At 59.7% G+C, this 23,464-nt stretch carries 20 protein-coding genes; all 20 read right to left on the bottom strand.

Annotated features, from left to right (window positions below; all coding sequences use genetic code 11):
- Window positions 1-17: 17 nt before the first annotated feature.
- Window positions 18-1,871, bottom strand: a complete 1,854-nt coding sequence (gene nuoL / locus ACYZTZ_RS17635) for an NADH-quinone oxidoreductase subunit L (RefSeq protein ID WP_461999173.1) — start codon at window positions 1,869-1,871, stop codon at window positions 18-20.
- Complete coding sequence (gene nuoK, locus ACYZTZ_RS17630) at window positions 1,868-2,176, bottom strand: NADH-quinone oxidoreductase subunit NuoK (RefSeq protein WP_007946416.1); 309 nt, start codon at window positions 2,174-2,176, stop codon at window positions 1,868-1,870. The genes nuoL and nuoK overlap by 4 nt, the downstream gene beginning before the upstream one ends.
- 2 nt (window positions 2,177-2,178) lie before the next feature.
- Window positions 2,179-2,682 carry an NADH-quinone oxidoreductase subunit J gene (nuoJ, locus tag ACYZTZ_RS17625; RefSeq protein ID WP_461999172.1) on the bottom strand — a complete coding sequence of 168 codons (504 nt, stop codon included), beginning with the start codon at window positions 2,680-2,682 and terminating at the stop codon, window positions 2,179-2,181.
- Window positions 2,683-2,691: 9 nt separating this feature from the next.
- The gene (gene nuoI, locus ACYZTZ_RS17620) at window positions 2,692-3,237 is read right to left on the bottom strand and encodes an NADH-quinone oxidoreductase subunit NuoI (RefSeq protein WP_197679435.1); all 546 of its coding nucleotides are present in this window, start codon (window positions 3,235-3,237) and stop codon (window positions 2,692-2,694) included.
- Between the two features lie 12 nt (window positions 3,238-3,249).
- Window positions 3,250-4,257, bottom strand: a complete 1,008-nt coding sequence (gene nuoH / locus ACYZTZ_RS17615) for an NADH-quinone oxidoreductase subunit NuoH (protein ID WP_008146046.1) — start codon at window positions 4,255-4,257, stop codon at window positions 3,250-3,252.
- Window positions 4,254-6,968: an NADH-quinone oxidoreductase subunit NuoG gene (gene nuoG, locus ACYZTZ_RS17610; RefSeq protein ID WP_461999171.1), complete on the bottom strand. Its 2,715-nt coding sequence runs from the start codon at window positions 6,966-6,968 to the stop codon at window positions 4,254-4,256. Before nuoG ends, nuoH begins: the two co-directional genes overlap by 4 nt.
- Before the next feature lie 137 nt (window positions 6,969-7,105).
- Window positions 7,106-8,461, bottom strand: a complete 1,356-nt coding sequence (gene nuoF / locus ACYZTZ_RS17605) for an NADH-quinone oxidoreductase subunit NuoF (protein WP_017339604.1) — start codon at window positions 8,459-8,461, stop codon at window positions 7,106-7,108.
- Window positions 8,458-8,955, bottom strand: a complete 498-nt coding sequence (gene nuoE, locus ACYZTZ_RS17600) for an NADH-quinone oxidoreductase subunit NuoE (RefSeq protein ID WP_008146039.1) — start codon at window positions 8,953-8,955, stop codon at window positions 8,458-8,460. Before nuoE ends, nuoF begins: the two co-directional genes overlap by 4 nt.
- A 2-nt stretch (window positions 8,956-8,957) precedes the next feature.
- On the bottom strand, window positions 8,958-10,742 hold the full coding sequence (gene nuoC / locus ACYZTZ_RS17595) for an NADH-quinone oxidoreductase subunit C/D (protein ID WP_008146037.1): 1,785 nt from the start codon (window positions 10,740-10,742) through the stop codon (window positions 8,958-8,960).
- 72 nt (window positions 10,743-10,814) lie between these two features.
- Entirely contained in the window at window positions 10,815-11,489 is a 675-nt protein-coding gene (locus ACYZTZ_RS17590; protein ID WP_008146035.1) for a NuoB/complex I 20 kDa subunit family protein, read from the bottom strand.
- Window positions 11,490-11,499: 10 nt separating this feature from the next.
- Window positions 11,500-11,913 (bottom strand): NADH-quinone oxidoreductase subunit A, encoded by a 414-nt coding sequence (locus ACYZTZ_RS17585; protein WP_008146033.1) that lies wholly within the window; start codon window positions 11,911-11,913, stop codon window positions 11,500-11,502.
- 539 nt (window positions 11,914-12,452) lie between these two features.
- Window positions 12,453-13,778, bottom strand: coding sequence for an isocitrate lyase (gene aceA, locus ACYZTZ_RS17580; protein ID WP_033057066.1), 1,326 nt, complete (start codon window positions 13,776-13,778; stop codon window positions 12,453-12,455).
- A gap of 500 nt (window positions 13,779-14,278) precedes the next feature.
- The gene (locus ACYZTZ_RS17575; RefSeq protein ID WP_461999170.1) at window positions 14,279-15,040 is read right to left on the bottom strand and encodes a secretin N-terminal domain-containing protein; all 762 of its coding nucleotides are present in this window, start codon (window positions 15,038-15,040) and stop codon (window positions 14,279-14,281) included.
- A gap of 244 nt (window positions 15,041-15,284) precedes the next feature.
- Complete coding sequence (locus ACYZTZ_RS17570; protein WP_033057062.1) at window positions 15,285-15,710, bottom strand: GNAT family N-acetyltransferase; 426 nt, start codon at window positions 15,708-15,710, stop codon at window positions 15,285-15,287.
- Window positions 15,703-16,872, bottom strand: a complete 1,170-nt coding sequence (locus ACYZTZ_RS17565) for a ribosomal protein uL16 3-hydroxylase (RefSeq protein WP_461999169.1) — start codon at window positions 16,870-16,872, stop codon at window positions 15,703-15,705. The genes ACYZTZ_RS17570 and ACYZTZ_RS17565 overlap by 8 nt, the downstream gene beginning before the upstream one ends.
- An 86-nt stretch (window positions 16,873-16,958) precedes the next feature.
- Window positions 16,959-18,329: an adenylosuccinate lyase gene (gene purB / locus ACYZTZ_RS17560; protein WP_027925117.1), complete on the bottom strand. Its 1,371-nt coding sequence runs from the start codon at window positions 18,327-18,329 to the stop codon at window positions 16,959-16,961.
- A 126-nt stretch (window positions 18,330-18,455) separates the two neighbouring features.
- Window positions 18,456-19,079: a high frequency lysogenization protein HflD gene (gene hflD, locus ACYZTZ_RS17555; RefSeq protein WP_046047459.1), complete on the bottom strand. Its 624-nt coding sequence runs from the start codon at window positions 19,077-19,079 to the stop codon at window positions 18,456-18,458.
- Window positions 19,076-20,221: a tRNA 2-thiouridine(34) synthase MnmA gene (gene mnmA, locus ACYZTZ_RS17550; protein ID WP_046047458.1), complete on the bottom strand. Its 1,146-nt coding sequence runs from the start codon at window positions 20,219-20,221 to the stop codon at window positions 19,076-19,078. The genes hflD and mnmA overlap by 4 nt, the downstream gene beginning before the upstream one ends.
- A gap of 59 nt (window positions 20,222-20,280) precedes the next feature.
- Window positions 20,281-20,727 carry an NUDIX hydrolase gene (locus ACYZTZ_RS17545; protein ID WP_461999168.1) on the bottom strand — a complete coding sequence of 149 codons (447 nt, stop codon included), beginning with the start codon at window positions 20,725-20,727 and terminating at the stop codon, window positions 20,281-20,283.
- 216 nt (window positions 20,728-20,943) lie between these two features.
- Window positions 20,944-23,169, bottom strand: coding sequence for an NADP-dependent isocitrate dehydrogenase (locus tag ACYZTZ_RS17540; protein ID WP_461999167.1), 2,226 nt, complete (start codon window positions 23,167-23,169; stop codon window positions 20,944-20,946).
- Window positions 23,170-23,464 lie beyond the last annotated feature (295 nt).

The raw sequence follows: 23,464 nt of genomic DNA, 5'->3' as shown, positions 1-23,464 counted from the left end.
AGTTCGCAAGGTTCATATCAGACCGCTACCAGCACGATGGCGCCGATGACCAGCACGGAGCCGGCTGCCATCGATGCCGCGTACCAACGCAGTTGACCGGTTTCGGTACGGCTCAGGGCGGTGTGACCACCTTTGGCCATACGCGGGATCAGACCGATGGTCTGGTCGAGCGGGTCTCTGCGCAGTGCGTGGCTGATCGCAAGGTACGGCTTGACGAACAGTTTGTCGTAGATCCAGTCGAAGCCCCAGGCAGCGAACCACCAGGCCGAAAGGAAGCGGCCGATGTCGCTGTTGGCGATTGCAGTGACGAAACGACGCTTGCCGAGGAACAGCAGCGCGGCCAGCAGGATACCGGACAGGGCGATGGCGCCCGACGCGATTTCCAGACTGTGCTTGGCTTCGCCGCCGGCATGGCCGACGCTTTCCGGCAGCACACCGTGCAGCGGTGGAACGATCATCGCGCCGATGGCGGTAGACAATACGATCAACACCGACAGTGGCAGCCAGTGAGCGATGCCGTGACCGGCGTGCGCTTCGGTCTTCACTTCACCGTGGAACGCGATGAAGATCAGGCGGAAGGTGTACAGCGACGTCATGAACGCGCCGACCAGACCTGCGTACAGCAGACCGTGGTTGCCGCTGGCGAACGCTTCCCAGAGGATTTCGTCCTTGGAGTAGAAGCCTGCGGTGACCAGTGGCAGGGCCGACAGAGCCGCGCCGCCGACGATGAAGCTGGCGTAGGCCAGTGGCAGTTTCTTCCACAGACCGCCCATCTTGAAGATGTTCTGCTCGTGGTGGCAGGCAACGATCACCGAACCGGACGCAAGGAACAGCAGCGCCTTGAAGAAGGCGTGGGTCATCAGGTGGAAGATCGCGCCATCCCACGCACCAACGCCCAGCGCCAGGAACATGTAGCCGATCTGGCTCATGGTCGAGTAGGCGAGGATACGTTTGATGTCGGTCTGAACCAGTGCGGCAAAACCGGCGAGTACCAGGGTCACACCGCCGACGACGCCAACCAGGTGCAGGATATCCGGCGCCAGGGCAAACAGGCCGTGAGTACGGGCGATCAGGTAGACACCGGCGGTCACCATGGTTGCAGCGTGGATCAGTGCCGAAACCGGAGTAGGACCGGCCATCGCGTCCGCCAGCCAGGTTTGCAGCGGCAGTTGCGCAGATTTACCGACAGCGCCGCCCAGCAGCATCAGGGTGGCCATGACCATCCAGAAGTCGCCAGCCTGGAATTTCTGCGGCGCCAGAACCAGCAGTTCCTGGATGTTCAGCGTGCCCAGTTGCGCGAACAGGATGAACAGGCCGATGGCCATGAACACGTCGCCGATCCGGGTGACGATGAAGGCTTTGAGTGCCGCGTTACCGTTGTTGCGGTTGCTGTAGTAGAAACCGATCAACAGGTACGAGCACAGGCCCACGCCTTCCCAACCGAAGTACAGGAACAACAGGTTATCGCCCAGGACCAGGAACAGCATGCTGGCGATAAACAGGTTGGTATAGGCGAAGAAGCGCGAGTAACCGGCTTCACCGCGCATGTACCAGGACGCGAACAGGTGGATCAGGAAGCCGACGCCGACCACCACACCGAGCATGGTCAGGGACAGACCATCCAGGTACAGCGCGAAGTTAGGCGTAAAGCCTTCCACCGCCATCCACTGCCACAACACCATGGTGTAGTGACCACCTTCAGGTGGCGCGACGTTGAATTGCCAGATCACATAAGCCGTGACGATGGCAGACAAGCCGATGGAACCGACGCCAATCAGCGCCGACAGGTTTTCCGAAAAACGGCCGCGTGAGAACGCCAGCAGCAGGAAACCTATGAGAGGGAATACGAAAGTCAGATAGAGAAGATTCATCCGCGCATCTCGCTGGCAGCGTCGATATCGAGAGTGTGGAAGCGGCGATACAGCTGCAACAGAATCGCCAGGCCAATACTGGCCTCGGCGGCTGCCAGGCTGATCACCAGGATGAACATGATCTGTCCATCCGGCTGCGCCCAGCGGCTACCGGCAACGATGAAGGCCAGTGCGGAGGCATTCATCATGACCTCCAGGCTCATCAGCACGAAGAGAATGTTGCGGCGGACCATCAGGCCGACCAGACCGAGGCAGAACAGGATGCCGGCGACCGCCAGACCATGCTCCATAGGGATAGCAGGCATCGTCATTGCTCCTTGGCTTCGTTGCGGCCCAAGTGGAACGCCGTGACGGCTGCGGCGAGCAGCAACATCGAGGCGAGTTCGACCACCAGCAGATAAGGACCGAACAGGCTGATGCCCACGGCCTTGGCGTCTACGGTGGTGTGGCCGACGGCCTGGCCGCTGTCGTGGCTGAACAGCACGTACAGCAGTTCAACCAGCAGCAGGGCGCCGAGTGCAACCGGGCCGAGCCAGATGCCGGGCTTGAGCCAGACGCGCTCTTGCTGAACCGAGGCGGGCCCCAGGTTCAGCATCATCACCACGAACACGAACAGCACCATGATGGCGCCAGCGTAGGCGATCACTTCCAGCACACCGGCAAACGGTGCGCCGAGGGCGAAAAACGTCATCGCCACGGCAATCAGCGAAATGATCAGGTAGAGCAGGGCGTGCACGGGGTTGGTGTTGGTGATCACGCGAAGCGTGGACACAACAGCGATACCCGATGCGAAATAGAAAGCGAATTCCATCTTTCTTCCTTAAGGCAGCAAGCTCTTCACGTTGATCGGCTGGGCTTCATTCTGCGCGGCGCCTTTCGGCTTACCGGCAATCGCCATACCTGCAACACGATAGAAGTTGTAATCAGGGTTTTTGCCGGGGCCGGAGATCAGCAGATCTTCTTTCTCGTACACCAGGTCCTGACGTTTGAACTCGGCCATCTCGAAATCCGGTGTCAGCTGGATCGCGGTGGTCGGGCAGGCTTCCTCGCAGAGGCCGCAGAAAATGCAGCGCGAGAAGTTGATACGGAAAAACTCCGGGTACCAGCGACCGTCATCGGTTTCAGCTTTCTGCAGCGAGATGCAACCGACCGGACACGCCACGGCGCACAGGTTGCAAGCTACGCAACGCTCTTCGCCGTCAGGGTCGCGGGTCAGCACGATACGACCACGGAAGCGCGGCGGCAGGTACACCGCCTCTTCCGGGTATTGCAGCGTGTCGCGCTTGCGGAAGGCGTGGCCAAAAATCATCACCAGGCTGCGAAGCTGGGTGAAGAAGCCATGCACGATGTCAAATATGTACTTCATGATTCTCTATCCTCACTGAGCCGCGACGGCGGGCGTGTTGAGCAACACGATCGCAGCGGTCACCAGCATGTTGACGAGGGTCAGCGGCAGGCAGAACTTCCAGCTGAAATCCATCACTTGGTCATACCGTGGGCGCGGAATCGAGGCGCGCAGCAGGATGAAGAACATGATGAAGAACGCGGTTTTCAGTGCGAACCAGATGAACGGGATCTGCGGCAGAATGCCGAACGGACCGTGCCAGCCACCGAAGAACAGGGTCACCAGCAGCGCCGAAATCAACACGATGCCGATGTACTCACCGACGAAGAACATGCCCCATTTCATGCCGGCGTATTCAATGTGGTAACCGTCAGCCAGTTCCTGCTCCGCTTCCGGCTGGTCGAACGGGTGACGGTGAGTCACGGCGACGCCGGCAATGAAGAAAGTCAGGAAACCGAAGATCTGCGGGATCACGAACCACAGGTTCTGCGCCTGGTATTCAACGATGTCGCGCATGTTGAACGAGCCGACCTGGATCACGATGCCCATCAGCGACAGGCCCATGAACACTTCGTACGACACGGTTTGTGCCGAGGCCCGCAAGCTGCCCAACAGGGCGAACTTGTTGTTACTCGACCAGCCGGCGAACAGCACCGCGTAGACCGACAGACCGGCCATGGCGAAGAAGAACAGGATGCCGATGTTGATATCCGCCACACCCCAGGTCGGGGTGATCGGGATGATCGCGAAGGCAATCAGCAAGGCGCTCATGGCCACGACCGGCGCCAAGGTGAAGATCACTTTGTCGGCGAACGGCGGGGTCCAGTCTTCCTTGAAGAACATCTTGATCATGTCGGCCGCGATCTGGAACGCGCCGAACGGGCCGACGCGGTTCGGACCATAACGGTCCTGCCAGAGGGCGAGCAAACGACGCTCGACCCAGCTCAGCAGCGCGCCGCACACCACGACGGCGAGCAGAATCACGATGGCCTTGAGGACCGCGATGATCACGTCAATCACTTCAGGCGTGAACCAGGTCATTGAGCTGCCTCCTGCAGACCGTCAACGGATTTGCCAAAGATCGCGGGCGGAATGCCGGCGATACCAGCCGGCAATGCGACCAGACCGGCACCCAGCTCTTCGTTGATGCGCAGCGGCAGACGCAGGGTCTGGCCAGCAACGCTCAAGCTCAGCAGGGCGCCGTCATTGACACCCAGACGGTCGGCTTCGGATTTGGCCAGCGACACGTAAGCGGCCGGGATGCGATCCTGAACCGGCGCGGCTTTGGAAGAGTTCTCTTCGCTGCCGAACAGGTGGAAGAACGGCACAACCTGCCAGGTGCCCGGAGCCGGGTTGAATGCACGCGGAACACTGGCGAACCAGTTCAGCGAGTCACCGGTGCTTTCGATCAGGCGGGTGCCCGGGTCGCCAGCGCGGATGTGACCACCGACTTCGTCCTGGAACTTGTTCCAGGCTTGCGGCGAGTTCCAGCCTGGAGACCAGGCGAATGGCACTTGCTGACGCGGTTCGACCGAGCCCGAGTAACCTTCCATGGAGAACGAGAACGCGGTGTCGTTGTCCTGGGAAGTACGCGGCTCGTGCACGCTGATGTCGGCGCGCATGGCGGTACGACCGGAGTAACGCAGCGGTTCGCGAGCCAGTTTCAGGCCTTTGATGCGGAACGCGGCGGACGGTGCGGCGCTGACGATGCCGGCCAGTTGCGGAGTGCTTGCGGCACAGGCAGCGGTGACGTGGTCCAGTTGGGTCCAGTCGATCGGCTGGTTCAACAGGGTGGCGCGCAGGGCATGCAGCCAGCGCCAGCCTTCGTGAACCATGATGCTTGCATCGAGGTAAGTCGGGTCGAAGACCTGGAAGAAGCGCTGGGCGCGGCCTTCCTGGCTGACCAGCGTACCGTCGCCTTCAGCGAAGCTGGCGGCTGGCAGAACCAGGTGCGCGCGATCGCTGGTGGCGGTCTTCTGATGGTCCGCCACGATCAGCACTTTTGCGGCGTTCAGGGCCGCATCGACACGGGCTTTGTCGGTACGGGTGTACAGATCGTTTTCCAGCACGACGATGGCGTCGGCCTTGCCGTCGATCACCGCTTGCAGGGCTGCGTCGACCGATTCACCACCGAGCATGGCCAGGCCGAGGCTGTTGGCCTCTGGCACGATCAGGCTGATGGAACCGTTCTTCTCGCGCAGTTTCAGGGCTTTGGCGATGTTTGCCGCGGCTTCGATCAGCGCCTTGGAACCCAGCGAGGTACCGGCAATGATCAGCGGACGCTTGGCGGCGAGCAGGGCGTCGGCAATGCGCTTGGCCAGCTCAAGAGCTTCAGCGTCCAGGCCTTCAACGGCAGGCGCGCTGGCGTCGAGGGCGTGAGCCACGGCGAAACCGATGCGGGCCAGGTCGTCTGGCGCAGCGTGTACGCATTCTTCAGCGATGTCGTCGAGCTTGGTTTCAGCCAGGCTGGCGATGAACAGCGGGTTCAGAGCGTTCTGACCGATGTTCTTCACGGCGGCGTCGAGCCAAGGCTGGACGCGCATGGCGTCGGCCATGTCTTCGGCTTTGCCTTTGACCGATTGACGCAGGGACAGGGCCATACGCGCAGCGGTCTGGGTCAGGTCTTCGCCGAGGACGAAGATCGCATCGTGGTCTTCGATGTCGCGCATGTTCGGGATCGGCAGCGGGCTGTCTTTCAGCACCTGCACGACCAGACGAATGCGTTCCAGCTCAGCGGCTTCGATGCCGGAGTAGAAGTGCTCGGCGCCGACCAGTTCGCGCAACGCGTAGTTGCTTTCGAGGCTGGCACGCGGCGAACCGATACCGACGATGTTGCGACCGCGCAGCAGGTCGGCGGCTTTATCCAGCGCTTCGTCGAGGGTCAGCTTGGCGCCGTTGGCCAGCAATGCCTGACGCGGGCGATCCTTGCGGTTGACGTAGCCATAGCCGAAACGGCCACGGTCGCACAGGAAGTACTGGTTTACCGAACCGTTGAAACGGTTTTCGATACGACGCAGTTCACCGTAGCGCTCGCCCGGGGAGATGTTGCAACCGCTGGAGCAGCCATGGCAGATGCTCGGCGAGAACTGCATGTCCCACTTGCGGTTGTAGCGCTCGGAGTGAGTCTTGTCGGTGAACACACCGGTCGGGCAGACCTCGGTGAGGTTGCCGGAGAACTCGCTTTCCAGGGTGCCGTCTTCAACGCGACCGAAGTACACGTTGTCGTGGGCGCCGAATACACCGAGGTCGGTGCCGCCGGCGTAGTCCTTATAGAAGCGCACGCAGCGGTAGCAAGCGATGCAGCGGTTCATTTCGTGGGAAATGAACGGGCCCAGTTGCTGGTTCTGGTGAGTACGCTTGGTGAAGCGATAACGGCGCTCGTTGTGGCCGGTCATCACCGTCATGTCTTGCAGGTGGCAGTGACCGCCTTCTTCACAGACCGGGCAGTCGTGAGGGTGGTTGGTCATCAGCCATTCAACGACGCTGGCGCGAAACACTTTCGCTTCTTCGTCGTCGATGGAGATCCAGCTGCCGTCGGTGGCGGGGGTCATGCAGGACATGACGATCCGACCACGCTTGTCGTTTTCGTCGGTGTACTGCTTGACCGCGCACTGGCGGCAAGCGCCAACGCTGCCTAGGGCTGGGTGCCAGCAGAAATAAGGGATATCGAGGCCTAGCGACAGACATGCCTGTAACAGGTTGTCTGCCCCATCGACTTCGAGCTCTTTGCCGTCTACGTGGATAGTGGCCATGGTTCAAAGTTCTTCGTTGGCCCGGTGTCAGCGGGCGTGGCTAATGGAATCTTGTTATTCGCGTGAATCAACACAGCCGTTTACGGCGTCATCACACGACAAAGCGAAGGGCACGGACCCTTCGCTTTTTTAAGCGTTTACGCGCCGACTACGATCGGCCTTGCCAGAGGCGGGACGACGGCGCTGGTAGGCGCGATGCCGGCTTCGAACTCATGGCGGAAGTATTTGATTGCGCTGCCCAACGGCTCCACGGCGCCCGGTGCGTGAGCACAGAAGGTCTTGCCTGGGCCGAGGAAACCGACCAGACCCAGCAGGGTCTCGATATCGCCGGCTTGCCCTTCACCGTTCTCGATCGCACGCAGAAGCTTGACGCTCCACGGCAAACCGTCACGGCACGGGGTGCAGAAGCCGCAGGATTCGCGGGAGAAGAACTCTTCCATGTTGCGCAGCAGGGAAACCATGTTGACGCTGTCGTCCACCGCCATGGCCAGGCCGGTACCCATACGGGTGCCCACTTTGGCGATGCCGCCGGCGTACATTTGTGCGTCCAGGTGTTCCGGCAACAGGAAACCGGTACCGGCGCCGCCTGGCTGCCAGCACTTGAGCTTGTAACCGTCGCGCATGCCGCCGGCGTAGTCTTCGAACAACTCGCGACCGGTGACGCCGAACGGCAATTCCCACAGGCCCGGGTTCTTGACCTTGCCGGAGAAGCCCATGAGCTTGGTGCCCATGTCTTCGCTGCCTTCGCGGGCCAACGATTTGTACCAGTCCACGCCGTCGGCAATGATCGCCGGCACGTTGCACAGGGTTTCAACGTTGTTCACGCAAGTCGGCTTGCCCCACACGCCAACGGCAGCAGGGAAGGGCGGCTTGGAGCGCGGGTTGGCGCGGCGACCTTCGAGGGAGTTGATCAGTGCGGTTTCTTCACCGCAGATGTAACGCCCGGCGCCGGTGTGGACGAACAGTTCGAAATCGAAGCCGCTGCCGAGGATGTTTTTACCCAAAAGGCCCGCTGCCTTGGCTTCTTCCACGGCACGGTTGAGGTGCTTGGCGGCGGTGGTGTATTCGCCACGCAGGAAGATGTAGCCGCGGTAGGTTTTCAGCGCGCGAGCACTGATCAGCATGCCTTCGATCAGCAGATGGGGCAGTTGCTCCATCAGCATGCGGTCTTTCCAGGTGTTCGGTTCCATCTCGTCCGCGTTGCACAGCAGGTAGCGGATGTTGATGGATTCGTCTTTGGGCATCAGGCCCCACTTAACACCCGTGGGGAAGCCTGCACCGCCGCGACCTTTAAGACCTGCGTCTTTCACGGTCTGGACGATGTCGTCCTGAGCCATGTCGGCGAAAGCCTTGCGCGCAGCCGCGTAACCGTTCTTGGCCTGGTACTCGTCGAGCCAGACGGCTTCGCCGTCGTCACGCAGACGCCAGGTCAGCGGGTGAGTCTCGGCCGAACGCTTGATGCGGTTGGCTGGACCGAAGGAAGTCAGGGTCATACGTAGCCCTCGAGCAATTTGGCAACGCCGGCAGGCTGCACATCACCGAAAGTGTCGTCGTCGATCATCAACGCCGGCGCCTTGTCGCAGTTGCCGAGGCAGCAGACCGGCAGCAGGGTGAAACGACCGTCGGCGGTGGTCTGACCCAGGCCGATGCCCAGATTGCTCTGGATTTCGCTGACTACCGATTCATGGCCGCCGATGTAGCAGACCATGCTGTCGCAGACGCGAATGATGTGACGGCCGACCGGCTGACGGAAGATCTGGCTATAGAACGTCGCCACCCCTTCAACGTCGCTCGCCGGGATGCCTAGGATCTCGCCGATGGCGTAGAGCGCGCCATCAGGCACCCAGCCACGTTCCTTCTGGACGATCTTCAGGGCTTCGATCGACGCCGCGCGCGGGTCTTCGTAGTGATGCAGCTCATGCTCGATGGCCGAGCGCTCGGTTTCGCTCAGGGCGAAACGGTCTGTCTGGATAAGCGTGCTGTTCATGCTTAGCGGTCCACGTCGGCCATAACGAAATCGATACTACCCAGGTACGCGATCAAGTCCGCGACCATGCTGCCTTTGATCACCGAAGGGATCTGCTGCAGGTGCGGGAAGCTTGGGGTGCGAATCCGGGTGCGGTAGCTCATGGTGCCGCCATCGCTCGTCAGGTAATAACTGTTGATGCCCTTGGTCGCTTCAATCATCTGGAAGGATTCGTTGGCCGGCATGACCGGGCCCCACGAAACTTGCAGGAAGTGCGTGATCAGGGTCTCGATGTGCTGCAGGGTGCGCTCTTTCGGTGGCGGCGTGGTCAGCGGGTGATCCGCCTTGTACGGGCCTTCCGGCATGTTGCGCATGCACTGCTCGATGATCTTCAGGCTCTGGCGCATTTCTTCGACACGCACGATGCAACGGTCGTAGGCATCGCCATTGGCCGCCAGCGGCACTTCGAATTCGAAGTTCTCGTAACCGGAGTACGGGCGAGCTTTACGCAGGTCGAAATCGCAACCGGTCGAACGCAGGCCGGAACCGGTGACGCCCCATTCCAGGGCTTCTTTGGTGTTGTAGGCGGCGACGCCGATGGTCCGGCCACGCAGGATGCTGTTGTCCAGTGCGGCTTTCTGGTATTCGTCCAGACGCTTTGGCATCCACTCGATGAAGTCTTTCACCAGTTTTTCCCAGCCGCGCGGCAGGTCGTGAGCGACGCCACCGATTCGGTACCAGGCCGGGTGCAGACGGAAGCCGGTAATGGCTTCGATCACCGTGTACGCCTTCTGACGGTCGGTGAACGTGAAGAACACCGGGGTCATGGCGCCGACGTCCTGGATGTAAGTCCCCAGGAACAGCAGGTGGCTGGTGATCCGGAAGAACTCGGCCATCATGATGCGGATGACGTCGACCTTCTCCGGCACCTTGATGCCGGCCAGCTTCTCGACCGAGAGCACGTACGGCAGGTTGTTCATCACGCCGCCGAGGTAGTCGATACGGTCGGTGTACGGAATGAAGCTGTGCCAGGACTGACGCTCGGCCATCTTCTCGGCACCACGGTGGTGGTAACCGACATCCGGTACGCAATCGACGATCTCTTCACCGTCCAGCTGCAGAATGATGCGGAACGCACCGTGCGCGGAAGGGTGGTTAGGACCGAGGTTGAGGAACATGTAGTCCTCGTTCGCACCGGAACGCTTCATGCCCCAGTCTTCAGGCTTGAAGCGCGCGGCTTCTTCCTCAAGCTGTTGCTTGGCCAGGGTCAGGCTGAACGGATCGAACTCGGTGGCACGGGCCGGGAAGTCCTTGCGCAGCGGGTGACCTTCCCAGGTCGGCGGCATCATGATGCGGGTCAGGTGCGGGTGACCGGCAAAGTTGATGCCGTACATGTCCCACACTTCACGCTCGTACCAGTTGGCGTTCGGCCAGATGCCGGTCACGGTCGGCACGCTGAGGTCGCTCTCGGACAAGGCGACCTTGATCATTACGTCACTATTACGTTCGATCGACATCAAGTGATAGAACACAGTGAAGTCGGCGCCGCTAGGCAGCCCTTGACGCTTGGTGCGCAGACGCTCGTCCACGCCGTGCAGGTCATAGAGCATGACGTACGGCTTGGGCAGGTTGCGCAGGAAGGTCAGGACTTCGACGAGTTTGGCACGGGCAACCCAAAGCACCGGCATGCCGGTGCGGGTAGGCTGGGCGGTGAACGCCTCGGGGCCAAAACGGTTGTTCAGTTCGACGACCACATCCTGGTCGTCTGCCTTATAAGGCGGGATGTACAGAGCACTGCCTGTAGTCATGGTTATTTATCGCTTTCGGTCAACGTAAAGAATGAAGCCAGGTTCTCGTTCTATAAAAGAAGCAGGTCTGGATCAGACTTCGTCGGGGCTGCGCAGGTTGGTGACTGCGATTCGCTGTTCGCGGCGCTGTTCCTTTTGCGAAGGCATCTCGGCGCGGTACACGCCTTGATCGCCGACGACCCAGGAAAGCGGACGACGCTCCTGTCCAATCGACTCTTGCAAGAGCATCAAGCCTTGCAGAAAAGCTTCAGGGCGGGGCGGGCAGCCAGGCACGTAGACGTCCACGGGCAGGAACTTGTCCACCCCTTGAACGACTGAGTAGATGTCGTACATGCCACCGGAGTTGGCGCACGAACCCATGGAGATAACCCATTTAGGTTCGAGCATTTGCTCGTAGAGACGCTGAATGATCGGCGCCATCTTGATGAAGCAGGTACCGGCGATAACCATGAAATCCGCCTGACGCGGCGATGCCCGGATAACCTCGGCGCCAAAGCGCGCGATGTCGTGGGGCGCCGTGAAGGCGGTGGTCATTTCCACGTAGCAGCACGAAAGACCGAAGTTATACGGCCACAGGGAGTTCTTGCGCCCCCAGTTGATCGTGCCGTTAAGCACGTCTTCGAGCTTGCCCATGAAAATGTTTTTGTGAACTTGATCTTCTAACGGATCGGAAACGGTTTCCCGTTCGCCAATCGGATACTGCTCGTTAGGAGCATCGGGGTCGATCCTGGTGAGATTGTATTGCATTGCCAAAGCCTCATTGTTTCAGCTTCGCTTGCCGCTTAAGACGAGCTGCCGGAGCCCAGTCAAGGGCGCCCACTCGAAATAGGTAGACAAGGCCTGCCAACAGAATTGCTATGAAAACGAGAGCTTCGACGAATCCGGTCCAGCCGCTTTCGCGGACGGACACAGACCAGGCAAAGAGAAAAAGGGCTTCGATATCGAAGATCACGAACAGCATCGCGACCAGATAGAATTTGGCTGAGAGCCGCAAGCGGGCGCCACCTGTAGGTAGCATGCCGGATTCGAACGGTTCGTTTTTGCTGCGGCCCCAGGCTTTTGAACCGAGGAGGCTGGAGACGCCGAGCATGAAGGCACAAAGGCCGACGACGCCCAGAAGGAAAATGGCAAAGCCCCAGTTGTGGGCCATGAGTCCTGTCGCTTCGGGCATGCTGGTAATCCTTAACAGAGAGCAAAGGTCTCTGAGCTTGAAAAGAAACAAAGCAGTGACGATATGTCGCAGCAATCAATCCCGCTGATTTTATGGCACAACACCGTGCAAGTAAAATTCCTATAGCGAAATTATTTATAGGAATAAGGACATAGCGCACCTCCAAAACCCCGCAGCCCATGCGGTTCGGGCATTAGCCGGGATTTCATCAATATTGTTTTGTTGGGAATGTAACGAACATAGTTGCGGCTAAATGATAATCAATATTGTTTGCGGTGGTTTTTAAACTGTTTAATGGGGTGAGAGTCGGGAAGTTGTCTTATATGTGCGTAACAACAAGTAGCGAGCAGGATCGTTTTACCTTCTTTTCCTGATCGAAAAACTGCTCTGGATCAATGATTTTGAGCGCGTTGTGTGAGAGCGGGCATGTGAAATCTCAGGCAAAAAAAACGCCCCGAACCAGTCGGGGCGTCAGATGTGCGGCGTTGCGGTTAGCTTTCTATTCGGTCCGCAACGGCCGTTTGCTCAGGTGAATCAGATCAGTGGAACTGTTCTTCTTCAGTCGAACCGGTCAGCGCGGTTACCGAAGACGAGCCACCTTGAATCACAGTGGTCATGTCGTCGAAGTAGCCGGTGCCCACTTCCTGCTGGTGAGCCACGAAGGTGTAGCCCTTCGAAGCGTCAGCGAACTCTTGCTCTTGCAGCTTCACGTAGGCAGTCATGTCGTTACGGGCGTAGTCGTGCGCCAGGTTGAACATGCTGTGCCACATGTTGTGAATGCCGGCCAGGGTGATGAACTGGTGCTTGTAACCCATGGCGGACAGTTCGCGCTGGAACTTGGCGATGGTCGCGTCATCCAGGTTTTTCTTCCAGTTGAAGGAAGGCGAGCAGTTGTACGACAGCAGTTGGTCCGGGTATTCCTTTTTGATCGCTTCGGCGAAGCGACGAGCCTCGTCCAGATCCGGCTTGGCGGTTTCGCACCAGATCAGGTCGGCGTACGGAGCGTAAGCCAGGCCGCGAGCGATCGCCTGGTCCAGGCCGGCGCGCACTTTGTAGAAGCCTTCCTGGGTACGTTCGCCAGTCACGAACGGCTGGTCGTACGGGTCGCAATCGGAAGTCAGCAGGTCAGCCGCGTTAGCGTCGGTACGAGCCAGGATGATGGTCGGAGTACCGGCAACGTCAGCTGCCAGACGAGCAGCGGTCAGCTTCTGTACAGCTTCCTGGGTAGGAACCAGTACCTTGCCGCCCATGTGGCCGCATTTTTTCACGGAAGCCAGTTGGTCTTCGAAGTGAACGCCGGCGGCGCCTGCTTCGATCATGCTTTTCATCAGCTCGTAAGCGTTCAGTACGCCGCCGAAACCGGCTTCAGCGTCAGCCACGATTGGCGCGAAGTAGTCGATGTAGCCTTCGTCGCCCGGGCCTTTGCCGGCTTTCCACTGGATCTGGTCAGCACGACGGAACGAGTTGTTGATGCGCTTGACCACGGTTGGAACCGAGTCCACCGGGTACAGCGACTGGTCTGGGTACATCGATTCGGCGGAGTTGTTGTCCGCAGCGACTTGCCAGCCCGACAGGTAGATTGCCTGGATACCGGCTTTAACTTGTTGTACAGCCTGGCCGCCGGTCAGGGCGCCCATGCAGTTGACGAAATCTTTATCAGGACGGAAGGACGGCTTGGCGCCCTGGGTTACCAGGTTCCAAAGCTTCTCGGCGCCCAATTTTGCAAAGGTGTGCTCAGGTTGAACCGAGCCACGCAGGCGGACGACGTCAGCAGCGGAGTAAGCGCGTGTCACGCCTTTCCAGCGTGGGTTTTCAGCCCAATCTTTTTCGAGGGCTGCAATTTGCTGTTCGCGTGTCAGTGCCATGGAGATAAACCTCGTCGCATAGGTCTGGGTGGAAAATTCCTGCTCCTGCCAAGTACGCTTTTCAAAGGTGGGCGTAAAAGGCTGCTCGCTGACCAGAAGCTTAGGTGGTCAAGTCGGATTCGGCGGGGATGGCGACGGGATGAACGATGGGCTCGAGGGGAAGTGAGCAGGTAAGGGCGAACTGGCGAGCGCATTCGGGCGTCGTGGGCCTTGGTACGAACTTCAGTGTGGAGCCGGGTTACCTAATTACGCTTCCGTCCCTCGGGACAACTTCGTTCCAGTCGGCAACCTCGTCAAACACACCTTGTGGGCGGTACAGACACGAAGCGGCTCGCGGGGTAGGTGCGAACGGCGCCTCGAAGGCCCTTGCCAGGGCCCCTGATTAGCGGGAGCGAGGCCATCATGCCTTTGCTTTTTTGTATCGTCAAACGTTTTGTAGTGCTTTTTTTGTGGCACTACATCTTTGGTCTAATACGACTAATCAGTCAGTTTTCGGTGGTTTAGTCCAAAGTATCGACTTTCACCCGCAGGGTCATGTCATCGCGGCCCTGAGTCGAGTAGCTGCGGGTCTGGCCCTGTTTGTCGGCCTGAGTCTGGCGGTTCACGCCGGCCAGGGTGATCCATTCGCCCAGTCGTCCCGTGACAGTTGTGTCGGTACTTTGCACATTCACTACATCGGGACGTTCCTGGCTCATTCGGTCACGGTTGGTACTGATCGCCAGGTGAACGATATCGCCGGTGACGCTGGCAGTGACGTAGAAACCCTGGGTGACGTTGCGGTATTCGGTCTGGCTTCGCAGGTCGCCGTAGGAGTCGGTCTGAGTGCTGGTGAGCGGGACGCTCTGGCCGACCTGGATCAGGGCCGGCGAGCCTTCGCTGGCCTGGATCTGCTGAATTCCGCCGTCACGGCTGTCGGTGCTGCGATTGATGATGCGGGTCTGGCTCGGTTTCGTGCCGTTTACCGAGTAACCCTGATCGCCCTGGAAGTTGTTTTCGTTGGTGTCGACAGTGATCAGCAGACGTTTGGCGGCTACATCGAGTTGCGTGATCAAGGCTTTAAGTTCGTCGATCTTGCGCTGATCGGCATTGACGATCAGTTGGTTGCCGTAGGCGCTGACCTGGCCATCCTTGCCGATGAAATCCTGGGCTATGGGCAGCATGTCGGCACTGGTGCGGTAGTTCAGTGGCACGATCTCGGTGGCGGCCATGACCGAAAAACTGCAGCTCAGCAGCAGCGTGGTGAGCAGGGTGCGTAGGGACATATCCGTTATCTCCGACATCTTGAAGTGTTGATATTGCCAGTTTGTCGGCCCGGCGTGGGCCAAGTTGAATCGTAGACAGCAAAACGCCCCGGCATCCGAAGATGGCGGGGCGTTTTGTGGTGTTCTTTCGGGCCTCTTCGCGAGCAAGCCCGCTCCCACAGGGTTTTAGGTGTTGTTACAGGTTGCAGCAACACCATCAATCCACTGTGGGAGCGAGCCTGCTCGCGATGGCAGCACCTCGGTGTTATGCCGAATGCCGCACCATGTCCACATGCGGAATGCCTGCTTCCAGGAACTCCTCACTGACCAGGCTGAAGCCCAGGCGCTCATAGAACGCCGTGGCCTGCACCTGTGCGCTCAACATCTGCTGCTTGAGCCCGCGCTTCTCGGCTTCACCGATCACCGCGTGCATCAGCGCATCGCCGACTTTCAAGCCGCGCCAGTCTTTCAGCACCGACACCCGGCCGACGTGGCCATCGGGCAGCAGGCGGGCGGTGCCAATCGGAAAGTCGCCTTCGAAGGCCAGAAAATGCACCGCCGTTGCGTCATCGGCATCCCATTCCAGCTCAGGCGGAACGGATTGCTCGGCGATGAACACCGTCTCACGAATGCGCCGGATCTCGGCGTTGTCCTTTTGCCAGTCTGCGACACGTACGTGAATTTTATTCATCAGCAAACCCCAGGCTGCCTTGCTTGACCAGCTCGCACAGCAGGCCGCGGCCGTCTTCGTCGTTCAGCCAGTCACCGAGGTTATCGGTGTGCAGGGCGTCGGCAGCGCAGATCAATTTCAGCAGCTCGCGCAGTTTGCCCGGCAGGTAACGGCTCTGGCCGCTGGCGAACAGCAGCAGGTCGTCATCGACTTCGGACCAGGCCATGCGCGCGCTCGGGTTGCGGATCAGCACGGCGCCTTGTTCCAGGCTGGCGAGGAAGTCTTCTTCTTCGACTTCTTCCGGGCCGACGATCAGTTCCGGGTAGCGCGGCTCGGTCATGTACTGGCCGAACCAGGTCAGCAGCAGGCGCTCGTCGCTCATGTGCTCGGCCAGCAAAGCTTTCAGGCGATCAAGGGCGTCGTGCTGAATCTGGTGCGGATCGACCGCCGGCAGAGCGTCGGCGTCGGTGTAACGCTCTTCGTCAGTCAGGAACTGGCTGAGGAAGTCAGTGAAGTGAGTCAGCACTTCAGAGGCGCTCGGGGCGCGGAAGCCGACCGAGTAGGTCATGCAGTCATCCACCGCAACGCCGCAATGGGCCAGGCGTGGCGGCAGGTAGAGCATGTCACCGGGTTCCAGGACCCACTCATCGGTGGCCTCGAAGTCGGCGAGGATACGCAGGTCCGCGTGCGGCAGCAGCTTGCTTTCGGAATCGCACATCTGGCCGATTTTCCAGTTGCGCTTGCCGTGACCTTGCAGCAGGAACACGTCGTAGTTGTCAAAGTGCGGACCGACGCTGCCACCTGGGGCGGCAAAGCTGATCATCACGTCGTCGACGCGCCAGCTCGGCAGGAAGCGGAAGTTTTCCAGCAACTCGCTGACTTCTGGCACGAATTGGTCGACCGCTTGCACCAGCAGGGTCCACTCGGTCTCCGGCAGTTTGCTGAATTCGTCTTCGGCGAATGGGCCGCGACGCATTTCCCAAGGACGCTCGCCGTGTTCGATCACCAGGCGTGATTCAACTTCTTCTTCCAGCGCCAGGCCGGCCAGTTCGTCTGGGTCGATCGGGCTTTCGAAATCAGGGATCGCCTGGCGAATCAGCAGCGGTTTTTTCTGCCAGTAGTCACGCAGGAATTCGCGCGCCGTGATGCCGCCCAGAAGTTGAAGAGGAATATCAGGATTCATGTGTAACCTATTGAAAAAATGCACTTTTCAGACGGGAATAAAAACGCCCGGCGCTGCCGGGCGTCTCAAAAGGGTAAAGCGGTCGATCAGATGCGTTTGGCTTGCTCTACAGCGTTGCCGATGTAGTTCGCCGGGGTGAGCAGTTTCAGCTCGGCCTTGGCGGCGGCTGGCATGTCCAGGCCGTCGATGAAAGTTTGCAGTGCTTCCGGGCTGATGCCCTTGCCACGGGTCAACTCTTTCAGTTTTTCGTACGGGTTTTCGATGTTGTAGCGACGCATAACGGTCTGAATTGGCTCGGCCAATACTTCCCAGCACGCGTCCAGGTCAGCAGCAATTTTCTGAGCGTTGAGCTCCAGTTTGCTGATGCCTTTGAGGCTGGCTTCGTACGCGATCACGCTGTGGGCGAAGCCGACACCGAGGTTGCGCAGTACGGTGGAGTCGGTCAGGTCGCGCTGCCAGCGGGAAATCGGCAGCTTGCTCGCCAGGTGCTGGAACAGTGCGTTGGCGATGCCCAGGTTGCCTTCGGAGTTCTCGAAGTCGATCGGGTTGACCTTGTGCGGCATGGTCGACGAACCGATTTCGCCAGCGATGGTGCGCTGCTTGAAATAACCCAGGGAGATGTAGCCCCAGATGTCGCGGTCAAAGTCGATCAGGATGGTGTTGAAGCGCGCGATCGCGTCGAACAGCTCGGCGATGTAGTCGTGCGGTTCGATCTGCGTGGTGTACGGGTTGAAGCCCAGGCCCAGCTCGTCTTCGATGAAGGCGCGGGCGTTCTCTTCCCAATCGATCTCAGGGTAGGCCGACAGGTGAGCGTTGTAGTTGCCGACAGCGCCGTTGATCTTGCCCAGCAGCGGAACGGCCGCGACTTGAGCGATTTGACGCTCCAGACGGTAAACCACGTTCGCCAGCTCTTTGCCCAGGGTGGTCGGCGAAGCCGGTTGACCGTGGGTGCGCGACAGCATCGGCACGTCAGCGAAACGGATGGCCAGTTCGCGGATGGCTTCAGCGGTTTGGCGCATCAGCGGCAGCATCACGTCATCACGGCCTTCGCGCAGCATCAGGGCGTGGGACAGGTTGTTGATGTCCTCGCTGGTGCAGGCAAAGTGGATGAATTCGCTGACGGCGGCCAGTTCCGGCAGCTTGGCCGCTTGCTCTTTGAGCAGGTATTCGATGGCTTTTACGTCGTGGTTGGTGGTGCGCTCAATCTCTTTGACACGCTCGGCGTGCTCCAGAGCGAAGTTTTCCGCCAGGGTGTTCAGCACAGCGTTGGCTTCGGCGGAGAACGCCGGCACTTCGCTGATGCCAGGGTGAGCGGCCAGGCGCTGGAGCCAGCGCACTTCAACCAGAACGCGAGCACGGATCAGGCCGTATTCGCTGAAAATTGGGCGCAGGGCCTGGGTTTTGCCGGCGTAGCGGCCGTCAACAGGGGAAACCGCAGTGAGCGAAGAAAGCTGCATGGGGTGTTCTCGGACAGTCGGGCAACGAAATGGGGCGCGTATCATACATGAAAAAATCCGCCGGTCCGTTGCCAACTGACCAGCGTCTTACGCGTTACAAATTACAAACGGTCTTGCGGGCGCGGTTCAGCTGCTGCGCATCAGCGGGTAAAGCTCTTTCAGCAACTTGCGACGGCTGATCACCAGCTGCCAGCGATGACCGCCCAACTGCCGCCACAGGCGCGCCGAACGAATTCCGGCCAGCAACAGGGCGCGGATTTTCGAAGCGTTGCTCGGTTGCTGCAGGTTGCGCATGTCGCCATGGACCTGAATTCGCTGGCGCAAGGTGCTCAGGGTGTCCTGGTACAGGGCACCGCAGGCGGCAATCACGTTTTCGTGCGCCGGGCCGAAGTGCTCGACCTGGGACTGAATCTGCGGCAGACGCTTGCCGATTACGTCCAGCATGTCGTTGCGCTTGGCCAATTGACGCTCCAGACCAAGCATCGCCAGCGCATAGCGCAGCGGTTCGCGCTGAAGGGTGCTCGGGTCGCGTTCCAGGGCGCCAATCAATGCGCGGTAGCCTTCACGCAGATTGATGTCGTCGCCGCCGTAGACTTCCAGGGTGTCTTTTGGGTCGCGAATCAGCAGGCTGCCGAGCATGCACGTCAGGCCGGCTTCGGTGGTCTGGCCGGTCTTGGCGATCTTGTCGACCAGCACGGCGGCGAGAAACACACCGCCCAGGGCCGTCAGTTGCTCCTGAGTCGGGTTCATTGCTGCTCGCCTTGAGCCGTGCCTTTGCTGGTCCACGGCTCCGCGACTTCAATCACGCCGCCGCCGAGGCAGATTTCACCGTCGTAGAACACCACGGACTGGCCCGGGGTGACCGCGCGTTGCGGGTCATCGAAGGTCGCGCGGTAGCCGGTGGCGGTTTTTTCCAGCGTGCACGGCTGGTCGCTTTGGCGATAGCGGACTTTGGCGGTCAATCGGCGTGGTTCGCTCAGGTCGATCGGGTTGACCCAATAGATGTCCGAGGCGAGCAGGGCGCGGGAGAACAGGTACGGATGGTCATTGCCCTGGCCAACGATCAATTCGTTGTGTTCCAGGTCTTTGATCAGCACGTACCACGGCTCGTCACTGGCGTCTTTCAAGCCGCCAATGCCCAGGCCCTGACGCTGGCCGATGGTGTGATACATCAAGCCATGGTGACGGCCGATGACTTCACCTTCGGTGGTCTTGATCTCGCCCGGTTGGGCCGGCAGGTACTGCTTGAGGAAGTCGCTGAAGCGGCGCTCGCCGATAAAGCAGATCCCGGTGGAATCCTTTTTCTTCGCGGTGGCGAGTTCGTGTTTCTCGGCAATCGCGCGGACTTCGGGTTTTTCCAGCTCGCCGACCGGGAACAGGGTCTTGGCGATCTGTTCGCCGCCGACGGCGTGCAGGAAGTAACTCTGGTCCTTGTTCGGGTCCAGGCCCTTGAGCAGCTCGGTGCGACCATCGATGTCGCGGCGGCGCACGTAGTGACCGGTGGCGATCAGGTCGGCGCCGAGCATCATGGCGTAGTCGAGGAACGCCTTGAACTTGATCTCGCGGTTGCACAGGATGTCCGGGTTCGGCGTGCGACCGGCTTTGTATTCGGCCAGGAAGTGCTCGAACACGTTGTCCCAGTACTCGGCGGCGAAGTTGGCGGTGTGCAGCTTGATGCCAATCTTGTCGCACACGGCCTGGGCGTCCGCCAGGTCATCCATGGCGGTGCAGTATTCCGTTCCATCGTCTTCTTCCCAGTTCTTCATGAACAGGCCTTCCACCTCATAACCCTGCTCGATCAGCAGGAGAGCGGAAACGGAAGAGTCCACGCCGCCGGACATGCCGACAATGACGCGCTTCTTTTGTGTGTCAGAAGGGGCTGGATCACGCATAGGGATTCAATGAGTGTCTTGAAAAAGGACGCGATTCTAACAGGCCGAAGCCCGCAAGGCTAAAGAGAAGGGCGGATCAGTTCGAGGCCGAAGCGTTTGCCGTCCAGATAATCATCAATACAGCGGATGATCAGCTCACTGCGCCAGTTTGCGCGCTGTGCCAGCAGTTCGTCACGCGTCAGCCATTTTGCGCCGACGATGCCGTCGTCCAGCTGATAGTCGGGGTGATGCTTGAGCGGTTTTGCGGTGAAGCAGACCCGCTGGTAGGTCACGCCATTGCTTGGGGCGGTGTAGAGGTAAATGCCCACCACGCCAGTCGGCTCGACGTCCCAGCCGGTTTCCTCGAGGGTTTCGCGTACGGCGGCCTCGATCAGTGTTTCGTCTGGGTCGAGGTGGCCGGCGGGCTGGTTGAGCACCGTTCGTCCGTGCTTGGTTTCTTCAACCATCAGGAAACGACCGTTGTCTTCGACGATGGTGGCGACGGTGATGTGGGGTAGCCAATCCATGAAGCTTCCTCGAATTTTGAATATTGAAACACGGTCAATGTGGGAGCGGGCTTGCTCGCGAAAGCGGTGGGTCAGCCAGCATGATTGTTGAATGATAAACCGCATTCGCGAGCAAGCCCGCTCCCACATTGGTCCAGTGTTCACATTGGAAGTGTGTGAACGCCACAAACACAAACCCCGGCGCAGGGCCGGGGTTTGTGATGTTCCCTTACAACCTTAAACCAGCGCAGCGATCGCGGCGTTGAAGGTGTTGCTCGGGCGCATGGCCTTGCTGATCAGCTCGGCATTGGCGTGGTAGTAACCGCCGATGACTACTGGCTTGCCCTGAACGGCGTTGAGCTCGGCAACGATGGTTGCTTCGTTCTCGGTCAGGGTCTTGGCCAGTTCGCCGAACTGTGCTTGCAGTGCAGTGTCTTCGGTCTGGGCAGCCAGGGCTTGAGCCCAGTACAGCGCCAGGTAGAAGTGGCTGCCGCGGTTGTCGATGTTGCCGACTTTACGCGATGGCGACTTGTTGTTGTCCAGGAACTGGCCAGTAGCCTGATCCAGGGTCTTGGCCAGAACCAGCGCCTTAGGGTTGTTGTAGGTAACACCCAGGTGCTCAAGGGAAGCGGCCAGGGCCAGGAACTCACCCAGGGAATCCCAGCGCAGGAAGTTCTCTTCCAGCAGTTGCTGAACGTGCTTCGGAGCCGAACCGCCGGCGCCGGTTTCGAACAGACCGCCGCCGTTCATCAGCGGAACGATCGACAGCATCTTGGCGCTGGTGCCCAGTTCCATGATCGGGAACAGGTCGGTCAGGTAGTCGCGCAGTACGTTGCCGGTCACCGAGATGGTGTCCTTGCCTTCGCGGGTACGGCCCAGAGTGAAGGCCATCGCGTCGACTGGCGACATGATGCGGAGGTCCAGGCCGGAGGTATCGTGATCCTTCAGGTAAGCCTGAACTTTCTCGATCACTACGCCGTCGTGGGCGCGCATTGGGTCCAGCCAGAAAATGGCTGGAGTGGCGCTTGCGCGAGCACGGTTGACGGCCAGTTTGACCCAGTCCTGGATCGGCGCGTCTTTGGTCTGGCACATGCGGAAGATGTCGCCGGCTTCAACCGACTGTTCCAGCAGCATGCGGCCAGCGCCATCGGAAACCCGAACTACGCCGTTGGCCTTGATCTGGAAAGTCTTGTCGTGCGAGCCGTACTCTTCGGCTTTCTTCGCCATCAGGCCAACGTTTGGCACGCTGCCCATGGTGGTTGGATCGAAAGCGCCGTGCAGCTTGCAGTCTTCGATCACCGCCTGGTAGATGGTGGCGTAGCAGCGATCCGGGATCACAGCCTTAGTGTCATGCAACTGACCGTCAGTACCCCACATCTTGCCGGAGTCACGGATCATCGCCGGCATCGAGGCATCGACGATAACGTCGCTCGGCACGTGCAGGTTGGTGATGCCTTTGTCGGAGTTGACCATGGCCAACGACGGACGATCGGCGTAGACCGCCTGGATGTCCGCTTCGATCTGCGCTTGCTGCTCAGCCGGCAGGGCTTTGATGCGAGCGTACAGGTCGCCGATGCCGTTGTTCAGGTTGAAGCCGATCTGCGCCAGCACGTCAGCGTGCTTGGCCAGTGCGCCTTTATAGAACTCGGCAACGATCTGGCCGAACATGATCGGGTCGGAGACCTTCATCATGGTGGCTTTCAGGTGAACCGACAGCAGCACGCCTTTGGCTTTGGCGTCTTCGATCTCGGCAGCAATGAAGCTGCGCAGAGCGTTTTTGCTCATGACTGCGCAATCGAGGATCTCACCGGCTTGCACGGTGGTTTTTTCTTTCAGGACGGTGGTGGTGCCGTCTTGAGCGATCAGTTCGATTTTGACGGCGTCAGCGGCGTCGATCAGGGCAGCTTTTTCGCTACCGTAGAAATCGCCGGTGCTCATGTGCGCGACGTGGGACTTGGAGTCCGCAGCCCAGGCGCCCATTTTGTGCGGGTGTTTGCGCGCGTAGTTCTTGACCGACAGCGGTGCACGACGATCGGAGTTACCTTCGCGCAGAACCGGGTTCACGGCGCTGCCCTTGATCTTGTCGTAACGCGACTTGGCGAGCTTGTCGGCGTCGCTGGTCACGGTTTCCGGGTAGTCAGGCAGTGCGAAGCCCTGGGCTTGCAGTTCCTTGATCGCGGCTTGCAGTTGCGGAACCGAGGCGCTGATGTTCGGCAACTTGATGATGTTGGCTTCAGGCGTAACGGCCAGGTCGCCCAGTTCGGCGAGGTGGTCGGCTACGGCTTTGTCACCCAGTTGCTCGGGGAAGCTGGCCAGGATGCGCCCTGCAAGAGAGATATCGCGGGTTTCCACGGCGATATCAGCGGAGGCGGTGAAGGCCTCTACGATAGGCAACAGTGAATAGGTGGCGAGGGCGGGAGCTTCGTCGGTGAAGGTATAGATGATCTTCGAGCGGGTGGGCATATTCGGATTAACTCTCTCTTCTTTGCTAAAGCGTGCGCAGAAAAACTCGAGGGGCGCCGGGTAAGCGCGTTCGTTCAAAGTCATCCATGAGCCGAATGTCGAGATTTCTTCGCGGTGATGTTGGGTGCATCAGTCGAGCGTCAAGCGGGTGGACTGCGGTAACAGTCTTGCTTTTCAGGCCCGAAGTCTCGGCTACTTATTCAGTTGCAGGAGAGGTCGGCCGTCGTGACTCTGTGGTCAGCGGGCGGCATTATACATAGGTAGCTGGCAATCTGCCGATGGTTCATATGCAACG

This window comes from Pseudomonas sp. LB3P58 (genome assembly GCF_054897895.1).
The sequence above is the reverse complement of the archived record's forward strand: the minus strand, read 5'-3'. Positions and strand labels throughout refer to the sequence as shown.